The 22,835-nt window shown below is 40.3% G+C and carries 18 protein-coding genes; 6 read left to right on the forward strand and 12 right to left on the reverse strand.

What is annotated here, in order from left to right:
- Positions 1 to 25: 25 nt before the first annotated feature.
- The 3 genes from Q1A31_RS00105 to queG form a co-directional block, all read right to left on the reverse strand.
- Positions 26 to 1,012, reverse strand: coding sequence for an FHA domain-containing protein (locus tag Q1A31_RS00105; RefSeq protein WP_299870731.1), 987 nt, complete (start codon positions 1,010 to 1,012; stop codon positions 26 to 28).
- Positions 1,000 to 2,223 (reverse strand): serine protease, encoded by a 1,224-nt coding sequence (locus tag Q1A31_RS00110; protein ID WP_299870732.1) that lies wholly within the window; start codon positions 2,221 to 2,223, stop codon positions 1,000 to 1,002. Before Q1A31_RS00110 ends, Q1A31_RS00105 begins: the two co-directional genes overlap by 13 nt.
- Before the next feature lie 254 nt (positions 2,224 to 2,477).
- Positions 2,478 to 3,533, reverse strand: a complete 1,056-nt coding sequence (gene queG / locus Q1A31_RS00115) for a tRNA epoxyqueuosine(34) reductase QueG (RefSeq protein WP_299870733.1) — start codon at positions 3,531 to 3,533, stop codon at positions 2,478 to 2,480.
- Positions 3,534 to 3,566: 33 nt separating this feature from the next.
- Here queG and Q1A31_RS00120 point away from each other — a divergent pair, with 33 nt between their 5' ends.
- The 3 genes from Q1A31_RS00120 to Q1A31_RS00130 all read left to right on the forward strand — a co-directional run bounded on the left by Q1A31_RS00120 (position 3,567) and on the right by Q1A31_RS00130 (position 6,976).
- The gene (locus Q1A31_RS00120) at positions 3,567 to 5,087 is read left to right on the forward strand and encodes an NAD(P)H-hydrate dehydratase (RefSeq protein WP_299870734.1); all 1,521 of its coding nucleotides are present in this window, start codon (positions 3,567 to 3,569) and stop codon (positions 5,085 to 5,087) included.
- Between the two features lie 63 nt (positions 5,088 to 5,150).
- A complete protein-coding gene (gene tsaE, locus Q1A31_RS00125) occupies positions 5,151 to 5,579 on the forward strand; it encodes a tRNA (adenosine(37)-N6)-threonylcarbamoyltransferase complex ATPase subunit type 1 TsaE (protein ID WP_299870735.1) in 429 nt (142 codons plus the stop codon).
- A gap of 182 nt (positions 5,580 to 5,761) precedes the next feature.
- A complete protein-coding gene (locus Q1A31_RS00130; RefSeq protein ID WP_299870736.1) occupies positions 5,762 to 6,976 on the forward strand; it encodes an N-acetylmuramoyl-L-alanine amidase in 1,215 nt (404 codons plus the stop codon).
- A 78-nt stretch (positions 6,977 to 7,054) separates the two neighbouring features.
- Here Q1A31_RS00130 and Q1A31_RS00135 read toward each other — a convergent pair whose 3' ends face one another.
- From Q1A31_RS00135 to rnd, 4 genes are all read right to left on the reverse strand, one after another.
- On the reverse strand, positions 7,055 to 7,942 hold the full coding sequence (locus Q1A31_RS00135; RefSeq protein WP_299870737.1) for a DMT family transporter: 888 nt from the start codon (positions 7,940 to 7,942) through the stop codon (positions 7,055 to 7,057).
- Between the two features lie 95 nt (positions 7,943 to 8,037).
- Positions 8,038 to 8,871: an exodeoxyribonuclease III gene (xth, locus tag Q1A31_RS00140; RefSeq protein ID WP_299870738.1), complete on the reverse strand. Its 834-nt coding sequence runs from the start codon at positions 8,869 to 8,871 to the stop codon at positions 8,038 to 8,040.
- Positions 8,868 to 10,904, reverse strand: coding sequence for an oligopeptidase A (prlC, locus tag Q1A31_RS00145; protein ID WP_299870739.1), 2,037 nt, complete (start codon positions 10,902 to 10,904; stop codon positions 8,868 to 8,870). The genes xth and prlC overlap by 4 nt, the downstream gene beginning before the upstream one ends.
- A gap of 106 nt (positions 10,905 to 11,010) precedes the next feature.
- Entirely contained in the window at positions 11,011 to 12,150 is a 1,140-nt protein-coding gene (gene rnd / locus Q1A31_RS00150) for a ribonuclease D (RefSeq protein WP_299870740.1), read from the reverse strand.
- A 588-nt stretch (positions 12,151 to 12,738) separates the two neighbouring features.
- Between rnd and Q1A31_RS00155 the strand changes: the two genes are divergently transcribed.
- From Q1A31_RS00155 to Q1A31_RS00165, 3 genes are read left to right on the forward strand one after another with little or no spacing between them, the layout of a single operon-like run.
- Positions 12,739 to 13,188 (forward strand): hypothetical protein, encoded by a 450-nt coding sequence (locus tag Q1A31_RS00155; protein ID WP_299870741.1) that lies wholly within the window; start codon positions 12,739 to 12,741, stop codon positions 13,186 to 13,188.
- Between the two features lie 21 nt (positions 13,189 to 13,209).
- A complete protein-coding gene (locus tag Q1A31_RS00160) occupies positions 13,210 to 15,060 on the forward strand; it encodes a DUF294 nucleotidyltransferase-like domain-containing protein (protein ID WP_299870742.1) in 1,851 nt (616 codons plus the stop codon).
- A complete protein-coding gene (locus tag Q1A31_RS00165; RefSeq protein ID WP_299870743.1) occupies positions 15,060 to 15,749 on the forward strand; it encodes an exonuclease domain-containing protein in 690 nt (229 codons plus the stop codon). The genes Q1A31_RS00160 and Q1A31_RS00165 overlap by 1 nt, the downstream gene beginning before the upstream one ends.
- Before the next feature lie 91 nt (positions 15,750 to 15,840).
- Here the strand turns inward: Q1A31_RS00165 and Q1A31_RS00170 are convergent, their stop codons facing one another.
- The 5 genes from Q1A31_RS00170 to Q1A31_RS20960 all read right to left on the reverse strand — a co-directional run bounded on the left by Q1A31_RS00170 (position 15,841) and on the right by Q1A31_RS20960 (position 22,666).
- A complete protein-coding gene (locus tag Q1A31_RS00170) occupies positions 15,841 to 17,853 on the reverse strand; it encodes a lipase (protein ID WP_299870744.1) in 2,013 nt (670 codons plus the stop codon).
- A gap of 12 nt (positions 17,854 to 17,865) precedes the next feature.
- Entirely contained in the window at positions 17,866 to 19,263 is a 1,398-nt protein-coding gene (locus Q1A31_RS00175; protein ID WP_299870745.1) for an OmpP1/FadL family transporter, read from the reverse strand.
- Between the two features lie 94 nt (positions 19,264 to 19,357).
- The gene (locus Q1A31_RS00180) at positions 19,358 to 20,734 is read right to left on the reverse strand and encodes a sigma-54 dependent transcriptional regulator (RefSeq protein ID WP_299870746.1); all 1,377 of its coding nucleotides are present in this window, start codon (positions 20,732 to 20,734) and stop codon (positions 19,358 to 19,360) included.
- Between the two features lie 70 nt (positions 20,735 to 20,804).
- A complete protein-coding gene (locus Q1A31_RS00185) occupies positions 20,805 to 22,463 on the reverse strand; it encodes a nitrogen regulation protein NR(II) (protein WP_299870747.1) in 1,659 nt (552 codons plus the stop codon).
- Complete coding sequence (locus tag Q1A31_RS20960) at positions 22,430 to 22,666, reverse strand: PP0621 family protein (RefSeq protein WP_366942939.1); 237 nt, start codon at positions 22,664 to 22,666, stop codon at positions 22,430 to 22,432. The genes Q1A31_RS00185 and Q1A31_RS20960 overlap by 34 nt, the downstream gene beginning before the upstream one ends.
- Between the last annotated feature and the right edge of the window lie 169 nt (positions 22,667 to 22,835).

The raw sequence follows: 22,835 nt of genomic DNA on the forward strand, positions 1-22,835 counted from the left end.
TTTTTGAGTAGTTTTTTAGCAATAATTAAGACTCTTGTTCTTTCTTCTTAGCCGCAGATAACATTTGCTCAACTTCCTTTGTAACTTCTTTGTCCGCTTCTTTAATGAACTGATCTAATGAGATCGTTGCATTTAAACGCGTATCACTAGGAAGCAATGTCTGGCTGTATGAAGGTACTTCAGAGAATCCAGATTTAAGCGATAGCTCGTCTACCAGAATCAAAACCTGATAAGCAAGGAAAGGCGAGTAAACAAGCGCTGCGATTCCTGCTGCAGGTAACCATTTTGCATGAATCGTTTTAACGATAAACACTGCAATAAGTGCCGGAATCACGATAAATTTAGCGGCATACTTCAACCATAAACCAACACTATCTTCCGTGAGTAGATAAGCAGCATAATGACCTATATATTCGAACAACTGAGGCAATAAGAAGATCAAAGCGGCAATACTGATCGCAGGAATAATTTCCCAACGGTGTGTTGATATACGACTAATACCTGAAATAACCACGGTAATGCCTAAAATTATCCAGATCGATGGCAATACGGTATTTAGGTAAAAGAATATTTCTTTGGGAACGGGTGTTGTTACATAGCGTTCGTAGAAGAACATCGCAATAGTGGTCAGTAACAGTCCGATTGCCCAGAGTGGATTACTAAAGATACAGAAAAAGCCACTGCAATCTTTTACATGTGTGCTTTCAACCTGCATATCTACAGGCAACAGTCTGGCTTTGATACCACTCATTTGAAAGCTACATGGCGCTTCAATATTCACACGCTCATCACCCATCGGTTTTTTACGAAGCTTAGTGCCATTCTCCGTAGATAGGTTCTGTATATAGAGATCATCACCTTCCTGATCTATGACCACATGATGTGGTGAAATCGTTACGTCTTGCAAGATAACATCGTTATCAAATGCACGACCAATAGTTACCGGAAACGAATCAACCTTATGATAGTGATGAACGCCACGCTGGATCGTTTCAAGAATTAGTTTTGCCATTTGAATTTCTCCAGCATGCTTTGAAATAATGCTAATGCGGCTTTAGGATCTGTACCTGTTAAATCTAGATTAAAAAGAAAACCTTTATCTTTTTGACCTACCATTGCAGTGGTAAAGAGCATGTCGCTCAACCCTGTATATTTAAGGTAATCTCTACGACAAACTGACGTTTTAAAATCATGCTCACCAATCTTGGTGAAATCAGTATGACAAGAGAAGTTAGTCACATCTCGCTTACCTGCATGACCCCCAATGACACTGCTATTCACTTTTTCATAACGACGGTAGAAACGTGTCGGCGAGAGTTTTTCAGTTTCTAACCACATATACTCATAGTTGATGCTACCAACATTTAATCGGCTAGAAATAAAGATATTGTCTTCGTTCGAACAACGCGTGAAATAAGTGCGAAACAAGTCATCCTTCTTTGGTGTTCTACTCGCATCCCAACAACGGATCGATTTATCTACTTCTGCCGGCACTACAAATGAACCAATTTTGGTACCGCTCCATTTATTATTGAGCATCTTGTTCACGATTTTCTGTGAATTAGCCAGCAATTGACCTGAACTATGTGCAAAACGATCACTTACTGCTTCAAAACTAGATTCTTTCAAACGATCCAACACAACCGTTAAATATTCAGCAGGAACCAGGAAACTAATATCATTACCTGAAGTAGCAACATTTATGCCGATGATATTGCCTGTTTCATCTAGTGTCGGCCCACCACTCATTCCTGGGTTCAAGCTTCCAGAAAACAGAATATTGCCGTCTTCGTCTTTGGTTAAAATACCGTTGTTCGTGCCTTTCACGATGGTGAAACCCAGATCCATAGGATTACCCAATGAATATAAGCTGGCACCTTTTTCAGGCAAGTAAGAAATTCTTAGCGGAACACCCATTGGCTGTTTGGCTTTAACTACAGCGAGATCATGAACAATATCGAAATCAACCAATTCTAAAGGACCTGTTGCGCCAGTTGTCGATAGAAACTCTAAAGAAAAAACATCCGGATCGTTTATATACTCACTAACCACATGATAGTTAGTCGCAAGGATATTTTCTTTGGTTACAACGAAACCAGAACCTATGCTTGATTTTTTTCCAGTCTGTTTATTGATAACACGTATTTGATACACTGATTTTTCAACATTGGTGTATATATTTGCAGTATTCAATTCAGCATTTACTTGTGCTTGAGCGCTCATTAAAAAGCTCAAGAGCAGTATCAACAAAGATTTTTTTAGCATTCCCTGATTCTCGTTTTTATCGATAGTTTTTGAAGGACTAATAACATCGCGGCTGTTTATAAAGTCGCAACAATCAAAATCGTTAAATTTAATAACAAAGTTGATAATAAGTCACAGCTATTAAGAACATCACAGTAGATAGAAGTTCAGCGTAAGATATGCGAACATTCTAATACATACCAGCTTTACTGATCAATATTTCGCCAGATGGGTCATTTTAAGCGCTGAAGTGACCATGAGATATGCTCACGAACCATCTCGGATGAAACCTCATATTTGGCATTTAAGGCAGTGATAATTTTCTTTGATGAGGGCGCGTTTCCTAGTGCAATGGCGATATTCCTTTGCCATCTCTCATAGCCAATTCGTCTAATTGCAGACCCTTCCAGATTCTTTAAAAAGACTTCTTCACTCCACGCAAAGAGGCTTAATAAGCTTGCAGAATCAAGGTTATTCCGCGTTGAAAAGTCTGATTCTTTGGTATCTACGGCAAAACGATTCCACGGACAGATCAATTGACAGTCATCGCAACCATAAATCCTATTCCCCATGGGCTCTCGAAATTCCACTGGAATAGCGCCTTTATGCTCGATGGTTAAATAAGAAATACAACGTCTGGCATCTAATTCATAGGGTTTGATAATCGCTTTAGTCGGACAAACATCAATACACGCCGTACAATCTCCGCAATGATTATCAACTGGTCGGGACTCTTCTAATGGTAAGTTGGTGTATATCTCACCAAGAAAAAACCAGGAACCTACGTTCTGACTCAAAATATTGGTGTGTTTCCCCATCCAGCCAAGACCCGCTTTTACTGCAATTGGTTTTTCCATGACAGGCGCGCTATCAACAAACACACGGTACTGCATTTGCTCGGAGTCACTGAGTTCTTCATTGATTTTCTTCGCCAGCTTTTCCAGCTTCTTGCGCATGATCTTGTGATAATCCCTGCCTAAAGCATAACGGGAAACGTAAGCGCGCTCTGGGTGATTCAGCACCATAATTGGGTCAACGGTTTGTGGCGGCAAATAATCCATACGCACGCTGATGACGCTCATGGTCCCTTCTTCGAGTTCTTCAGGGCGCGTTCGCTTATTACCATGACGCTCCATCCACTCCATATCACCGTGAGAACCATTTGCTAACCAACGCTTCAGATACTTCTCTTGAGTCGATAAATCAATACCACTCACGCCCAACCCTTGAAATCCCAGTTGTTGCGCCCACTGCTTAAGTTTTATTTGCGTGATATTATTCAATGTCATTCCTTTTAACCCAGCAGTAATAATAGCATTGTGATGTCTAAACCACGTAATTTATCTACTTTATCGACCTTGTCGACCTTGTATCGTGCCGATCAAACCAGAGAACTTGATCGAATAGCGATACAGGACTTCGGCATATCAGGGTTTACTTTAATGCAAAGAGCAGCGCAAGCAACGTTCGATGCAATGCTAAATTCATATCCGGATTGTAAATCAGTATGTGTTTTAAGTGGCGCTGGCAATAATGGGGGTGATGGCTATGTAATTGCTACGCTTGCCATCAAGGCAGGATTAAAAACTACCCTTATTCAACAGGGAGATATCAACGCCATACAAGGCGACGCACTGCTTGCCAAAGATGCATTCACCAAAGCCGGGGGGATTTCTACTAAGTTTGATGAAACACTTTTGAACGCCGATGTGATTGTTGATGCCATTTTAGGTACTGGACTTACCCGCAATGTAAAAGACGACTGGTTACATATTTTTGATGTCGTTAATCAAAGCTCAGCGAAAAAAGTCGCTGTCGATATTCCGTCTGGTTTGAGTTCTGATACGGGTCAGATTCTTGGCGCATGTATTAAAGCAGATTTAACGGTAACGTATATCGGCCTGAAACGTGGATTATTTACCGGACAAGCAAGGGGTCAAGTAGGTCAACTCATCTTTAATGATCTGGGAGTGCCCACTTCTGTATATGAACAACTAAGCAAAAAATCCAATACATACCTCATTCCTCAAAACATTATTACCAATACCATTAAACCCCGTCCTCGCTGTAGCCATAAAGGCAATTTCGGCAGTGTCTTGTTAATTGGTGGCGGCGAAGGCATGTCAGGAGCGATTCGACTTGCTGCAGAAGCCTGCTTGCGCTCTGGTGCTGGTTTAGTGCATGTCGCTACACACCCTTCTCATGCGCATTATATTAACGCGACAAGACCTGAAATGATGGTAAAAGGCGTAGAAGAACCACACGAGCTTGATGAGCTTTTAGCCAAAGTAAATACCATCGTTCTAGGCCCAGGCTTAGGTAAATCACAATGGGCTCGCGATCTGTTTACCTACGTTGTTAATTCAAACCACCCCATGATCATCGATGCCGATGCGTTAAATTTACTCTCAGAAACACCGATCAAAAAAGATAATTGGATACTAACGCCGCATCCAAAAGAAGCTTCACGTCTTTTAAATATAACCGCTAAAGAAATAGAATCTGATAGATATTCAAATATTGAAAAAATGCAGCAAAAGTACGGGGGTGTCAGTATTCTTAAAGGTGCGGGCAGTTTGATTAATAATGGTAGCGAAACATTCGTATGCACTAACGGAAATCCTGGCATGTCTAGTGGTGGCATGGGAGATGTTTTAAGCGGTATTATCGGAGCATTAGTTGCACAAGGAATAGATATTTTTGATGCAGCAACGATTGGCGTAGAGCTACATGCACAAGCCGCTGATTTAGCTGCTGAAAATGGTGAAATTGGCATGTTAGCCAGTGATTTATTCCCTCACTTGAGAACACTCTTGAACAACAAATTATCGGCACCACACTGATGATAAATTAAGATAAAACAATGAAAGATAAAATATTAGTGACAGATAAGATGATAAATCAAAATGACAGATAAACTAATCATCCATGATGAAAACGAAATGATGAGTTTCGGCGGAAGAATTGCAGAAAGATTCCCCAAAGGTGGCATGGTTTTCCTCAATGGAGATCTCGGTGCGGGCAAAACAACCTTAGTACGAGGCTTACTCAGAAGCCTTGATTTTCAAGGCACTGTAAAAAGTCCCACTTACACGCTCGTCGAACCCTATCAAATCAAAGGTCGAATGATTTATCATTTTGATCTATATCGGTTAGCAGACCCGGAAGAACTGGAATACATCGGTGGCAGAGAATACTGGAACAGTGACGCTTTATGCCTTGTAGAGTGGCCAGAAAAAGCACTTGGATTCCTTCCCGAACCTGATTTAATTATCGACATTCTCTATCGAGATACGCAAAGAGAGATAATTACAAACCCCTCTATATCGATTTAAAACAACAGCTTATGAAATTATAGTAAAAATCACTTGAATTTAAGTCTCTACTGAGTTTTACTATATAAACAAATCACGTGTAATAAAAATAATTTTCAGCTCGTGTTTTAGAAACTACATACTTATAACATTTGAATGTGAATATCGGATAGGGCTTTGATACTCACAAATCATTGGGGAATATGAATACTACCAGTCAGAAGCGTAGAGACTTCGTACTGAGATTAGGCAAAATATTAGGTGTCGCTGGAGCAACTAGCGTGGCACCTCATACTTTCGCTAAAGGTCGCAGCGCGAATATAAAATCCGTCTCTCTTAAGCAAGGTGCCAAAGGAAGCCAGAAGCTCATATTCGAGCTGGACAAATCTGTGCGCCACAAAGTTTCGACGTTGAGCAACCCTGAGCGTGTTGTTATAGATTTTATCGACACAACATCAATCGCTAAACTCAAATTAAATCGCAACACTGCGGCTTCTAAGCAACTCATCAATAAACTGAGACAAGCCAGACGCAACAAGAATGATTTTCGTGTTGTTTTAGACATGGCTCAACAGGCGCACCCATCATCCAGAATGAGCGCTAATAACAAAAGCTTTTACCTTGAAGTAGCACTAAGTCCTAAGCAAGCACCTAAATCAGCCCAACAAAAGACCCGTCAAGCGATAAGCGCTGTAAGTGGGGGGGTGATTAGAAAGCCAGTCGTAATAGCGATTGATGCTGGTCATGGTGGTAGAGACCCTGGCGCTGTTGGCAAACGCGGCACAAAAGAAAAAAATGTAGCGTTACAAATTGCCAGACGTCTAAAAAAACAAATTGACCGTCAACCAGGCATGCGGGGCGTGTTAATTCGTGATGGTGATTACTACATAGAGTTACGTAATCGAATCAAAAAAGCCAAAATACACAAGGCAGATCTTTTTGTCTCAATACATGCAGATGCTAACCCTAGTCGAAAATTAACAGGATCTTCCGTTTACATTCTGTCTGCAAAAGGTGCATCAAGCGAAGCGGCTAGATGGCTTGCACACAGCGAAAATTCGTACGAAACAAAGATTGCGGGAGCGCGTTTACACAAAAATAAAACACTGAATTCAATCGTGCTGGACTTAGCTCAAGAAGAGACCATTAATAAAAGTCTTGAAATTGCTAACGGAGTGCTTAAAGAGTTAGGTAGTGTTAATAATTTACTCAGAAGCCGTGTTGAAAGCGCAGGGTTTGTCGTTTTGAAGTCTCCTGACATTCCTTCCGTTTTAATTGAAACAGCATTTATCAGCAACCCTCAGGAAGAAAAACGCCTGAAAACTGCACGACACCAAGAAAAATTAGCCAAAGCGATCTTTAAAGGAATACGTCGCTACCAGGTGGCTTTACAGGATATTGATTCTCAATATAGCTAAACTTCTAATAATAATGATTTCCTTCGATGTGAATTTAGCCGCTTTAAGCGGCTTTTTTTTTGCCTGCAAAAAATGCTTTTAAGCTTTCTTTGAAGCACCAAGGCTATTCACCAAGCCTCCAACAATCACACAAGCCAAGCCAACCAGATAGATTCCCAGCATCGGCTCGTCAAAGAATACTATCAGGTAAATTGCAGATAACACCGGAGTAATGAAAGTGAAAGGCGCAAGATACGATGCTTCAGCTGACCTCAATGCCATCAACCAGAATAGATAAGAAAATCCATTTACGAATATCCCGTTTAACAGAATTGGCATGATTTCAGCCGAAGATGGAATAGCAAACTCTGAGAAATACAGCATTGAAATTAGTGATGCCAATGTCGCCGACAGAAAGTAAATACTAATCACCACTAACGGCGCTCGTCGTTTGATATTCTTACTGAGAACAGAAAACAGCGCAAAACAAAACGAACCAGCAGCAACTAATGAAATTACCGTGAGATTATTCAACTGAACGTTTTCGAACTCACCCTTGGTTAATACCAGCATAACGCCGACAAAGCCCAAGGCGATAGCGATTGTTTTTCTGATAGTAAGCTGTTCTTTTAGAATAAATAATGAGAGTACAAGGATGAAAATTGGCCAGGTGTATTGAATCACCAACACTTCCATACCTACCGCTTTAGCATAACCCAAATAAAGAAATAGATAGTAAATATACGTGCCGAGTAAACCTAAAAAAGCATAGTAGAGCCATTCTTTCAGAGAATAACTGCCCAGCTCAGACATATCGCCTTTTATAACAGCGGTAATGCTTAGAACAATCAAGGAAACCAGACTCGACCAAAATAAAAACTGGTGATTATCCAAGCTCGCCTGACCCAGCTTAGCAACCACCGGAATTAACGCCCAAAGAGCCACGCAAATTAAGACAAACAGGGTTCCTTTGAATTTATTGCTCATTGATTAAAAAACGAAGGCTCAATAAACAACTAGAAGGTGTTTAATAACTATTAAGGTCACCCCCCTACTTTGAGGCATTTTTTTAATGCCTTGAATCATTGGAGGTTTCTATACTCACTCACTACTGGTGCGTGATCTGATGGTCTTTCCCAACCACGTGGTTCAGGATCCACATAACTCGCGGTGCATTGCTCAGCCAGAAGCTTGCTGGATAAAACCAGATCAATACGCAAGCCCATGTTTTTATCAAAGCCACCGCTGCGATAATCCCACCAACTATAGGTTTCGTCTTCTTGCTCAAACAAACGGAAAGAATCTGCAAAACCGAGATCAATAATTTTCTGTAAGGCATTACGTTCAGGCGTAGAGCAGAGAATCTTCTCATGCCAGGACTTAGGGTTATGTACATCTCGATCTTTAGGGGCGATATTAAAATCACCCAAAATAACAAATTTCTTGTATTGCTTAGATTGTTCTTCAATCCAGTTGGTTACTTTTTCAAGCCAATGGAGTTTGTATTCAAATTTCTCCGAACCCACTTCCGAACCATTCACCACATACAAATCAAGAATGCGAATGCCATTGATGGTTGCCGCTAAAATACGACGCTGCGGATCATCAAGATCAGGAAGATCCATCACCACATCTTCAATCAAGTACTCATCTTTACAAAGTATCGCCACGCCGTTATAGGTTTTTTGCCCAGAGAATACGACCTGATAGCCCATATTCTGAATTTCTTCAGCAGGGAAATTTTCATCGATCGTTTTGGTTTCTTGCAGTACCAAAATATCTGGCTCTGCTTTTTTCAACCACTGCTCCACATGAGGCAAACGAACCTTCAGCGAGTTGACATTCCAACTCGCTATTTTGAACTTATCGCCATAGATACTGGTTTCTTTAGAGATACTGGGACTACTCTCACTCATGCTGCCAATCCAGAATGTTTGAGTAAGGCATCGACTTTTGGCTCTCTGCCTCTAAATGCTTTGAAAGAATCAATTGCCGGACGCGAACCACCCACTTCAAGAATTTCTGTAAGAAAGGCTTTACCCACATTTTCATTGAATAAACCTTCTTCTTCGAACCTCGCAAAAGCATCAGCAGAAAGTACTTCAGCCCATTTATAGCTGTAGTACCCCGCTGCATAACCACCCGCAAAGATGTGTGAGAAACCATGCTGAAAACGGTTAAAAGTGGGGGGGTGTATAACCGCAACTTCATCACGTGTTTTATTCAACACATCCTGAACTTGCTGCGATGTTTTGATTGAAGTATCCATGTGGAGACGCATATCGAACATCGAAAATTCTAATTGACGCACCATACCCATGGCACTCTGGAAATGTCTTGCCGCCTGCATTTTATCGAATAACTCATCAGGAATTTTTTCACCCGTTTCGTAATGTGCCGCAAACATATCCAGCGCTTCACGCTGCCAACACCAGTTTTCCATAAACTGACTAGGTAGTTCTACTGCATCCCACTCAACACCGCTAATACCAGAAATATCCAGATAATCTACCTGGGTCATCATGTGGTGCAAGCCATGGCCAAACTCGTGGAATAAAGTGATCACTTCATCATGCGTAAATAACGCTGGCTTACCGCCAGCAGGTGGTGCTGAGTTACACGTCATGAATGCGACGGGTGTTTGCAGCTCATCCACCATTTTAAAACGACTACAAAAATCAGCCATCCATGCGCCGCCACGTTTGTTCTGGCGTGCATATAAATCCAAATAGAAACGAGCTTTCAAGTTACCTTGTGCATCATTGATATGGAAAAAACGCACATCAGAGTGCCAGCTTTCCTGCTCTTTATTTTGTGTAATCTTAACGTTATAGAGCTTCTCAACCAACTCGAATAAACCATCCAAAACATTATCAACGGGGAAGTATGGCTTTAAATCTTCATCGCTAATGCTATAGCGTTGTTGTTTCAGTTTTTCACTGACATAGCCTACATCCCAAGCCTGAAGATCCGATATACCCACTTCTTCTTTGGCAAATTGCTTTAGCTCTTCGTATTCTTTTTTTGCAAACGGCAAAGATTTTTCAGCTAGTTCAGAGAGAAACTGCAAAACTTGTTCTGGTGATTCTGCCATTTTTGTATCTAGGGATAAATTTGCATAGCTATCAAAACCTAATAACTGCGCTTTTTCCTGACGAAGCTGCAAGATCTTTTCCATGTTCTGGCTATTATCCAAAGCTTCATTATCACCTTGATCAGAAGCGCGTGTGCTATAGGCACGATACATTTCTGCTCGTAATTCGCGATCATCCGCATAGGTCATTACTGCATAGTAAGATGGGAATTCCAGCGTTAACATCCAGCCTTCGGCATCTCTTTGCTTAGCGGCTTCTGCTGCTTGCTCTATTGCAGTATCTGGTAAACCTTTTAAAGCTGATTTATCAGTCAGTAATTTCGTCCAGGCATTGCTCGCGTCTAAAACATTATCTGAGTACTTAGAAGTCAGTGTTGAAAGCTCTTTGCTGATTTCTCCATAGCGCTTTTTCTTATCGCTTTCCAGATCAACGCCAGACAAGCGGAAACCTTTAATTGAATCTTCCAGTGACTTGCGTTGTGCATCATCAAGACCTAATGCATCGGCATTCGTTTGAATCTGTTCGATTGCTTTAAATAGCGATTTGTTCTGTCCCATTTCGGTGCTGTATTCGCTTAGTTTTGGCAAACAGGCGTTGTATGCATCACGAAGTTCAGGAGAATTCACAACCCCGTTCATATGGCTAATTGGTGACCACATGCGACTTAATTTGTTATCAACTGTTTCTAGTGGCTCAATTAAGTTCGCCCAGGTGTATTCTGTGTTTTCATCTAGCAACGTTTGGGTAAGCTCTCGCGCTTCTTTTATTAACTCATCAAGCGCTGGCTCAATTTGCTCAGCTTGTATTTTTGAAAATTCTGGAAGATCTTTAATATCTAATAATGGAGAATTCATTTGTTTTTCTATGCTCACTTAGTTTTTATAATGACTTTTAAATATGGGTATTGTTTTAAGATGGCGATTTTGAAACGTATATCAAGAGCCAACTTAGCCTGTTAAATTATTCTATTAAACTCACGATAGAATTTTCAACGCCTATCGTCATTTCACCAGACATTACTTTGTGAATTTGTTCATTCACTAATTCACCACGCCAATCATCAGAGAGTCTTGATTCACCAGATTGAACCAACGTCGCCAACTGCTTTCTTGTCGCAATCACTGCTGCCGTTATATTGTGTTTTTTTGCCTGAATTTGTACCACGATCATCAACAAATCAATAAGTGCATTTTGATTGGGCGTTGGTTTTTTACTTCTTGGTAATTCGGGCCATTCTGCTTCGGGCGTATCTTGACCTTTTTTAATCAGGTCTAACCAGATTTGATGAGTATTACTGCTTCTATCAGCGTTAATACCTCTAATTTCTCCAATCTCAGTAAGGTTTGACGGCTGTTGTCGCGATAAATCTAATAAAATATCATCGCTCACTATCCACTTTCTGGGTCTATCAGACTTTTCTGCTTTGTCTTCACGCCATGCTGCCAACTCTCTTAAAATAGCCAGCTGAGGTCGTTTTAATACTTGATTGCCCCTGACTTTTTTCCAGCGCTCACGTGAATTACTGGCATAGACTTCTGGATCCGTCGCTCGTGCAAAGTCTTTATCCAGCCAGCTGAGACGATTCTGTTCTTTTAATTTATCGATCATCTTTGGATAAATTTGCGCAAGATAACGCACATCATCAATCGCATATTCTAATTGCGCTGGCTTGAGTGGGCGTTTAGACCAATCGGTTCTCGATTGCGTTTTCGCCAGACTAACACCCAGCATATCCTCCACCAATCTGGCATAACCCATTTGATCGCCTATGCCTAAAACAGATGCCGCAACCTGCGTATCAAAAATTGGCGCGGGTACTTTCCCCGTTAATTGCAATAGTATCTCTAGATCCTGATGAGCAGCATGTAACACTTTGACGATATTAGGATTGTGCAAGATTGAGGAAAACGACGAAATATCGTCAATAGATAATGGATCAATACACGCCCTTAAACCCTCTGCTTCCACTTGGACCAGACAGAGTTTTGCATAGTAAGTTTTTTCGCGGAGGAATTCGGTATCAATTGCAACCCAGCTTGAGTTACTAATTTTATTTACAAAGTTTTCTAGTTGTTCTGTTGTTTCGATCAGGTCAAACACTGCTGCACCAAAGTATTAAAATCAATACTTCAGCATAAAGCACTGTTTTTAATTTTGATACTTATTTATCCAAGATTGTAGAATCTTTATAAGTATTTAATAATATTGGAATATTTTTCTGTTTATTGACAGTTTTACAAACAAAGAGCATTCTTGAGGTGTAAAAGAATTCCTCCAACCGCTAGGAGGGGTATAGTCGGATACGGAGGATGCTCCCCCTTACCGACACACTAAAAAGCCTATTCAATGAATAGGCTTTTTTTTATCAAAAAATCTAACACTTACTCGTAATGTAGACTTCCCAAAAGAATAAAAGCCAGACCGAAGTCTGGCAAAAACTCTTAAATAAGCAAGGGGGGCTTATGTAAGAGTGGAGAGTCCAATGGACTCAGGGCTAACAACATAGATAAAATCGGGGGCTTTAGTTATTGTTATTAGCTAAGCAAAACATTAAATTAAAAATATAGTAACTGCTGAAGCGTAACGGTAATATCTCATAGTTGAATATTATCTTCATTATGAAAACGATAAGCTTCACCACTTTCTGATGAATGGCCCGCTGTTAAACTTCTGAGAAAAGAATACTTTATGAATAAACACTTGTTAATCGCCATCCTAATGTCACCATTTCTAGCGCTAGGAGGTTATTTTCTTGCAGGCATCTATTCAGATGAAGAAAAAGCAGAAGAGCTGGATAAAATGCTGGTTGTTACGGATAGTTGTTTGCCCGTTGAAGACCGCTGTGAAATTCTTGGTGTAGGAATGGAAATGCACCTCAAGTTTCAAGCTCCACCAAGTTATCAACGCTTATTGCCCATTGAATTATTCTCAAAAACTTCACTCGATGATGTCGCCATGTCAATAATCATTGATGGGGAAGAAGCCCAGCCTGTAAAAATGATAGACTCTGGGGATAAAAAGCGCTGGACTATAAATTTAATGCCGACCGGGACAGTGACTCCCGATAATATGAAGATACGACTTGCCGTATCTTATAAGGCAGCGCTTCATTTAGCTGAGTTCCCTATTAAATACTAACTTTTACCAGAAAAATTTATCATGGAAATAGAACAACTAGAAATTCGCGAATATCTGGAGACTTGTTCTCCATTAGATAAACTTTCAGCAGAGTGCCTTGATGAAATTGTCAAAACACTCGAAGTTGCTTATTTACGCAGAGGCAAGTTATTACTTAATCCTGGCGATGAAAATCAATCTTTATACTTAATACGAACTGGAGCTTTAGAGCTTTACGATACCGACGGTAATATTTCGGCTCAACTTTCTGAAGGAGATTGGGCAGGTCATCGCTCTACCATGCTAAGCGGCATCGTTACCCGCAAAGTAATGGCTATTGAAGATACGCTTTTATATGTCATTGCAGCACCTGTATTCAAAAAATTATTAAAAGAACAAGTACCAATAAGAGAGTATTTTTCTGAACGTAAAAATGAGCGTATTCGAAGCGCCATCAAAGATATCAGCAATAACGAACGCAGCACGTTAATCTCAACTCGCGTGGGCGAGTTATCGCACGCACTACCATTAATTGTAGAATCTACCACCACCATTAAAGAAGCCGCCAATAGAATGACTAGCGAGCACGTGAGTGCCCTATTGGTCATGAATCAAGGTGAAAGCAATATCCAGGGAATTATTACAGACCGTGAATTTTGCACCAAAGTAGTGGCAAATGGACTAAATTTAGAAGATACCGTTGATACCATTATGACGCGAAATCTAATAACCATGCCTTCCACGGCAACCGCATCCCAAGCGCTATTAACAATGGCCAGAAACAATATTCGCCATATTCCTGTCTTAGAAAATAATATCATTAAATCAATGGTGACCGCCGCCGACATTATCCGTCAGCAAAGTGATAATGCAGTTTATTTAATCAATGAAATTCATCGAGCAAAGTCAGTTGAAGAACTAACCAGTTTGAGCAAACAACTCGCGCCAACACTGGTAAATCTCGTTAAAAGTGGACTCAATGCCGACGACACAGCTCATTCAATAAGCTCGATTGGCGAATCGATTGCTAAACGTTTATTACGAATGGCAGAAGAAAAGCTAGGTCCACCACCGATACCCTATGCATTCATCATTGCTGGATCTCAGGCACGTAATGAGCAAACGGCTCACTCTGATCAAGATAACGCGCTAATCCTATCCGATGATTATGTTGAAGAAAAACATGATGAGTACTTCCTGGCATTGGCTCAATTTGTCTCTGATGGTTTGGACGCTTGTGGTTACATTTATTGCCCAGGCGATGTCATGGCAACCAATAAAAAATGGCGCCAACCCCTTTCAGTATGGAGATCATACTTCAAAAAATGGATAGATGAGCCAGAACCAAAACCACTTATGTATGCGAGTATATTTTTTGATTTACGTTGTATCTTTGGCGAAGCCCAGCTGCTTGAAGAGTTACAAACTAAAGTTTACAAAAGAACCAAAAAGAGTGATCTTTTCATCAATCTAATGGTTGAAAATGCTTTGCATTATCGACCACCCTTAGGCCTGTTCAGACATTTTGTACTAGAAAAAACAGGTGCCGAACAAAAAGCGCTTAATATGAAAAAAAGAGGCGTTGTGCCAATTATTGATCTCGCACGCGTATACGCGTTAAAAGCCGGTTCACATGTTATAAATACGCAGGAGCGTTTAGAAGCGGCAGCTGTTGCTGGAGTACTTAGCCAGGAAGGAAAAGCCGACTTAAAAGATGCTTTCGAGTTTATCTCTACGGTTCGTCTTCAACATCAAGCGATGCAGATAGAAAATGGAAAAATTGCTGACAACCATGTGCCCCCAGAAGAACTGTCTTCATTAGAGCGACGACATTTAAAAGATTCTTTTGAAATTGTGAGTACCTTGCAAACAGCCATGGAAAGGCTCAGCTAATGTTCTCATTATTTACTAATCCAGACAAAAAAAGACAAAAGCTCTTAGAAAAAGTAGAAAATGAAATCCTCAAAGATTATCTTTCTACGCCAATGCCTGATTTAAAGTTGCCTGCTTCTGAAGTTGAATTTCTCGCATTGGATTTTGAAACCACCGGATTAGATGCCAATAAAGAAGCTATCCTTTCAATAGGATGCACGTTAATCAAGGATGGTAGAGTCAAACTTAGCGAGAATAGTCACCACTTCATACAGGTCAATCGAGAAATCCCTCCTGAAAGTGTTGTCATCCATAAAATTACCGATGATCGAGCGCAGACTGGCGAGCATTTACATAATGTATTAGAAATGCTGCTAGAGAAAATGAAAGGGCGCGTTCTGTTAGTGCACTACGACAAAATCGAGAGAAACTTCTTTAACGCCGCCTGTAAAGAAATCTATGGCGATGCTCCACCACTGCTCATTGTAGATACACTGGCAATAGCACAAAAACGCCAGGATAAGCTCCCTCAGGGTTTCACACCTAACTCTTTACGTTTGTTCAACTTAAGAGCTGCATACGGACTACCACGCTATAACGCCCATAGCGCTTTGGAAGATGCGATTGCTACAGCCGAATTATTTCTGGCACAAATGGCTAATGGTGATGGACTTGAAAGAGTCCGCTTAAAAGACCTTCTGTCTAAATAAAAAAAGACACCCCCCTACTTTAAGACCTTTTTTAGAATAATGGCCTTAAAGTAGGGGGGTGTCTTTTGGTTTAAAACGACTCTAAATAGTATTACTGAATAATCTCAGGATTACTAATGAGTATTGTTGTACCACCTGAACCCTGGAAAGTAGCCATCTGAGTATGCATTTCAGTGAATACATCAAGATACTCTAATGCATCATTCGGGCCTGCTGGTGTAAGTGGCGAACTATGTGCTCCTTTATTGAAAGTAACAATACCTGCATTACCCGGGGCAATATCAGTAACTGTTGAGCTAACTGCGCTTGCTCCGATTAAGCTCGATAAAACATCCGTACTTGAATTAGGTACGGTACCATCATCGACGACTTTGATCATGTGAATAGCATTGTTAGCTACAGCCTTGCTCGCAAAATTAACTGGATCTGAAGAGTCCACTATCCACTGCGCTGCCTGATAGAACGCAGTCAGATCATCACCTGTCACACCCTGAGCTTCAAGGCCAGCAACGATACGAGGCCCAAATGAATCAGAATCTATCAAAATCTTGCTGATTGGCGCACCTGCTGTTACCACTGAGCTCGGTAATGACTGGGTCTCAACACCTAGATAAGTCGTTCCAACCACTCCACCTAGAGAATGAGCCACAAAGCCTGTTTTACTGGTATCTATTTTGATAGTAGAACCATCCATACCATTCACAATGTTACCTAAACTTTTACGCAAGGTAAGAAGGTTTGCAACACCTTGCCTTATATTATCTCGTGAAGTCAGAAGACTCTGTAGATTAATAAAGTGAGTACCTGAATCATCGATAATACCATCTGGCCCAGCTTCACCCGTTGTGTTGTTAACAAAATCCAGATCGAAAGAAAGCTCTGTTTCATCAAAGTCTGTATTGCTTGCGTGGAATGGGTTAGGTACTTCCACATCGCCAACTGTGACCGTTTTAGATGCCCCATGCATAGGTAGATCAATAGCGATTACCGCAAATCCAGCATTTGCCATTGCATCGGCATAGACCAAAACATCCGTTCTATTTCTCGTTATACCGTGCTGGTAAATAACAACAGGGAAACCTTCAGCCGGAGCTTCGTCTTGAGGCATCGTCATCATCACAGGAATAGTCAATGTTGTATTAGCGACAGGTGCCGGATTAAAACGCGTTAGAGAACTTCCACCAGCTCCCATCCAGTAACCCGTAAGGGGTGCTGTAGGATTTTCTGCCGTTGGTGTTTCTAAGTAATAAGGAACATCCAAGGTTCCCACATAGACATTTGCTGACCCCATTAAACTGCTGTTTACATCATTGGTAGATTGACCCGTAGGTACAACAATTAATGATTCAGCTTTTGCACTCGCTTCAACAGCAGAAAGTACAGGAGTGATTGATTGAGTAGTGAAAGACCAAGTCAATACAATGCTATCTTTATCAACACCACCCAAAGCACTTGCAACCGTTTCATGGTTATTTACAGACTGTCGAAGTGGTTCTAAATCGTTGTAATCACCACCTGTTAAAGGAACAGTACTTCTTGCAATGATATACGCACTCGCACTCACTGCATTTGAACCGTCAGCACCTTTAATTTTGTTGGTTAGTACAACCATAAAACTGGTACTTTCAGCCATTGGGGCATTTGGAATCAAAGCCAAGGTAGATCCATCACCAATCGCAGCAGCCGTAAATTCAGCCGCTGTTGCTTCACGCTCTATTCCAGTTACTGCGCCGGTCGATAAATCTTTTGAAACCTGGAAGATTCTAATTGAATCACCCACGGTCAAACTAGATTGATCAAGAGCCATTCCAAAGTCAGCAATTATTGGATTACTTGTTGAGAAACCATCCAATGTATTGATTTGTGGAATTACTGGGCTATCAGTTGTATTCGGTATATTTAGAGTACCATCTGTTGAACCTTGGAAAAATAAATCATTTGTCGTTGGTAACTTGCCAGCTGCCGGGTCAAAAATTGGCCCATTAGGTGGAGCAGCTTCAACCGTTTCGATAGGCGTATCAAAATCGTGATTTGAACCGCCACCACAAGCTGTTAAAAATAATACAGACGCAAAAGTTGCTGTTAATTTTGTAGATATTCTCATTATTCGCTCCCCTTAAAATTTATAGTTAAGTTGTGCACTAAGAATGTCCACACTGCTTTTATAAGTACCACGAACTGCATATCCGTTTTCACCCGGATTATCAATTGCGGTTTCTTTTAAGAATAAATGCGAGTAACCAAAATCAAGATCTAGGTTTTTACTCCACTTATAACCTGCGCCAAACGATACCCATGTACGATCATTACCTGGAATTCTTGGTGTGCGCAATTCTGCTGAAGGAATTGGCTCTTCATCATAAGCAATACCAGTACGAAGCGTTAATTTCTCATTGTATTTATAATTTGCACCTACAGAAATACGATAAACATCTTCCCATTCTTCAGGAGTCGTTGAAACTTCAGTAACACCATCAACTTCAGTAACTTTCAACTCTTGAAAAGAGCTCCACCCAGTCCAGGTGATATCTCCAAGTAATTCCAGTTTATCATTTACTTTATGTGCAACAGAAAAAGACAAGGAATCTGGTAACTCAACAGATGCTTTTACATCTCTATCTTGAAGTTGCGGAACCCCATTCAGAGAGACTGCGGTTAAGCCGGGATCTAGATCAAATTTAACTTCGCCATCAACATCGTGTTTGACTTTAGAACGGTAACTTAATCCTAATCGAGTTTTATCTGTAGGTTGATAGAGGAGACCGAGATTATAACCAAATGCAATACTATCCCCAGTGAGTTCATTGTAAGAATCTGTTTCAGGTTGTGCTGCATTCGGATATACGGCATTACAACCACTAAATAAGTCTGAATTTCCTGTTTGGATAGCTGCGCTTCGACAAAAACCAGCTGAATCAATAGCTGCTGACAATGAAGTAAGTTTTACATATTGCGCACTAACTCCAGCCCCCAGACTTAATTTGTCGCTAGCTTTCCATGATAATGCCGGATTAATATTGATAGACAAAAGATCGGTCAAGGTAGATTGATATCGACCATACCAGTCTTTATCGTAATCGGTTTTAGAACCAAAAGGACCATTTATACCTAGCCCAAAGTGTAATTTTTCATTTACTGGCTTCACATAATACAAATTAGGTATAAAACTGGTGATTCTCTTGTTCTCATCTCTTCCGCCAAGTTGGGCATTCAGAGCAGCGGGTGCTGTGGAACCCTTGTCGGTATATTTTGTTTTCGCTGAAACAATGTGTCCGGCTTGAGTTATTTGTGATTTTCCATCAAGGCTTTTGCCTAAGTAATCCATACCAGCTGGATTAAACCAAACTGTAGAAGCATCTTCTGCTGCGGCAGCGGCTCCGGCAAAGGCTTTACCCATTCCAGCTGCGGAATTTTCGATTAATGCAAAGCCAGCAGAATATGCTGTTTGTGATGCAAATAGTAGTGGGAGTGTGGATATGAGTACTGCTTTATTAAGTGTTATTTTTATTGGCATATAATAAGTCCTTATTTAGCGGGAAGTTTCTTGCTAAATAAGGATAGTAAACAAATCACTTTACGTCTATTCTTTATTGATTTATGTCAATAAATCAAGGTAATTGATCTAAATCGTATTTTTTGATTCTGTATCTCAATTGTCTAAATGTCATCCCCAACGTCTTTGCAGCGGCGGTTCTGTTCCATCGCGTTTGATTTAATGCGTGTAAAATCTGCTCTTTCTCATTCCCTGATGAAAAGTCAGGTTTTTCGAGCGATTGCTCTAAAATGGGTTCTTTTTTGACGACAGATCTTACATCTGTCGTTATTGAAGACAGCTGCAAATCATCTGGCTCTATAAATTCACCATCAGATAAAGTGCATGCACGCTCTAGAATATTCTCTAATTCACGCACGTTTCCAGGGAAGGGATAATTAGCTAATACCTTAATCGCTTCATTAGATAGCGCCGCTTTTGGCAATTGCCATCTTTCAGCAATTAGATTTAGAAAGTGTTCAGCTAATAATAGAATATCGTTTCCACGCTCTTCTAAAGAAGGGACATCTAGCTTAATTACATTTAATCTATAATACAGATCTTGTCTGAAGTGGCCTTTTTCAACCTCTTCTTCTAGATTTTTATGCGTTGCACTTAAGATACGGGTATCAATAGAAACTTCTTCCACACCACCCACTGACTTAACTGCCTTTTCTTGTATCGCACGCAAAAGCTTAACTTGCATACTCAAAGGCAAATCAGCGACTTCATCAAGAAACAACGTACCGTGATGCGCGGCTTGAAATAATCCTGCCTTATCCTCTATTGCCCCTGTAAAACTGCCTTTTTTGTGACCAAAGAACTCACTTTCCATAAGACTTTCAGGAATTGCACCACAGTTAACGGGCACAAACGCCCCTGATGATCTAGGACCTTGAAGATGTATTTGTTTTGCAACTAACTCTTTACCAGTACCAGATGCCCCATGAATAAACACAGGCGCCTGACTTCTTGCCAATTTAGTAATTGTCTTTTTTAAGAGCTCAATAGCCGGCGACTCGCCAATTATTGGATTAGAACCATCATCATATTCTGAACTTCCAGAAGATGCACCTGAACTCGTTCCCTGAGAAAGTTTTAACGCTGTTTGTACCAGGTCTCTTAATTTAGCCAAATCAACAGGTTTTGAAACAAAATCATAGGCACCTGCTTTAAGTGCTTCTACCGCCGCATCCATACTGCCAAAAGCCGTAATTACAGCAACGGGGACATGAGAATGCTCACGCTGAATATATCTGACAATATCAAAACCAGTCCCATCAGGAAGTTTCATATCCGTTAAACACAAGTCCGGATGGAAATTCTGAATTTCCAGTAAGCCTTCTTTAACTGTTCCGGCAGTAGCTGTTTCTAAACCCATTCTTAGAAGCGTTAGCTCTAAAAGTTCGCGAATATCAGGCTCATCATCGATTACTAGTACACGTTGCGTCATCTTACCTTCTCTTTTTATTTATTATTTTTACTTTTTATCTATTTTTATTTTTTAATTAATTTTGTAAATATTAACTCTCTAAATTAGATTGTGAAAAAATCAATCTAAAACAGCTGCCTCCAGCGGGAAGCTTTATATATTCAAGCGAGGCTCCATTACTTAGACATAGCTCTCTAGCCATGAATAAACCAAGACCGGTTCCTTCTCCTTTTGAACTGGTAGTGAAAAAAGGCTCAAATAATCGATCAATATTACTATCTGGAACGCCTTTTCCATTATCAATAATGCTTAACATGATGTCTCTGGTATGCGTTGGGTGCGTCCCTTGAATATCAATATGTAATTCAGATACCTCTTCACGCGCATATTTTTCTGCATTACGGCATAGATTCCACATGACTTGATGTAAATGAGTAGGATCAAATTGAATCGCAGCATCAGGTACATCAAGGAATAAACTGACTTGATTCTTTTTCAAAGAGGACTGCATCACAAAGTCATTGATAAAGTCATTTAGCCAAAGCTTTAATCTGATATTTTCACGCTTTGGATTACTTTTACGAGATAGATTCAATACACTTTCTATCGTCCCATTCATACGTTTTGAATTAGCTTGAATAATCTGAATCATTCTTTCGTCTGCTTTATCTAAAACAGGTGACTCAGATAACAACTGTGCAGCATGACTGATTGCACCTAATGGATTACGAATTTCATGCGCTATATTTGCGGTTAGTTGCCCTAAAGAAGCCATTTTTACATCTTGCTGTTTTTCGCGCTGCATACGCGTATCTTCCAGGTACATCAGAACCACACCTTGATTCTTGATTCCAAGCTGGGAAAGCCGCATTGTAAATTCTGTGGATTTCCAATGCTTTATATCGTAGCTCGCCACCTTAGGAGATACATTATGCCGCCAATAATCAAGATGAGAATGTAACTCAGGAGCAAAATCCTTTAGCGTTTTCTCTCTCCAATCTTCAGGCTGCCCTAACATATCCCAGGCTGTTGGATTTAGATGTCTAATACAAGCTTGATGATCTAATACGATGATTCCTGTTTGTAACTGATCAAGTATCGATTGATTCAACTGAGAAAGATTCGCTAAATCTATACCGCGACGTTTTGCTAATTCTGCTGTCTTTGAGGCTTTCTCAAACCAGCTACCCGCTGCCAGAGAAATAACCATGATAAATAGAGAAAGTACACCAGTGTGAAAAATTTCATTATTTGAGTCAACGTTCTCAGAGTGCAAATAAGTCTCTAAACCCAACAAGGAAATGACAGTAGTAGCAGAAAGTAATAGAGATATTTGACCAGGACTTAAAATACTTGGCAGAATAACCGGCAATAACAACAAAATGCCAAGACCAGATGTCATACCACCGCTGCTGTACGCAACGATCAATAGGAAAATAATATCTGATACTGCGTTTAGATAGATTTGGTAACTAGCACCGGGTTTTCTAAAATGCGCGAGAAAGATACCTAATACTGCAAATCCCAGATAGACATTGACTGCTTGAGAGAAGATACCCTCATCATAGCCACCGATTCGAACAGCTGTAACCTCAGTCAGACTTAAAAGTAACAGAATGCCCGCTAGAATCAGCCTGTAAACACTGTATAGTTGTATTGGTGCCCAAGGATCTGAAGATACAACTAATTCTGGAGAACTGGTGCCCCCAATGCTTCCTACAATTCCTCCTGTGCGTGCTCCAGACTGCAAAATACCTTATCCCCTTTTTTTATCGCTTCTTTTTCTGGAATATGTAAACCACAACTAAGACATTTGACCATTTTGTTTTTATCTGAGGTCGAATTGTTGTCTTTTTTTATCTTTTTTTGTGATTCATCCAGCTTAGTTCGCAAGTATTTTACAACATACAAGCTGACTGCCAGCAGAACGAGAACAAGAAAAATGCGTCCCATACGGAAATATCTCTAAAATTTTAAGTAAAAGTCATTATACCTACAATTATTCAAAATAATAATAAGCCCCCCCAAACAAAGCTATAATAATGGTATATCTACATATTATTAGCATTAATCCATTAGAAAACCCTTACATACTATAGCCTTATGACCTCCATTAGTTTGC

The organism is uncultured Cocleimonas sp. (genome assembly GCF_947495625.1).
In the GTDB taxonomy this organism is placed as follows: Bacteria; Pseudomonadota; Gammaproteobacteria; order Thiotrichales; family Thiotrichaceae; genus Cocleimonas.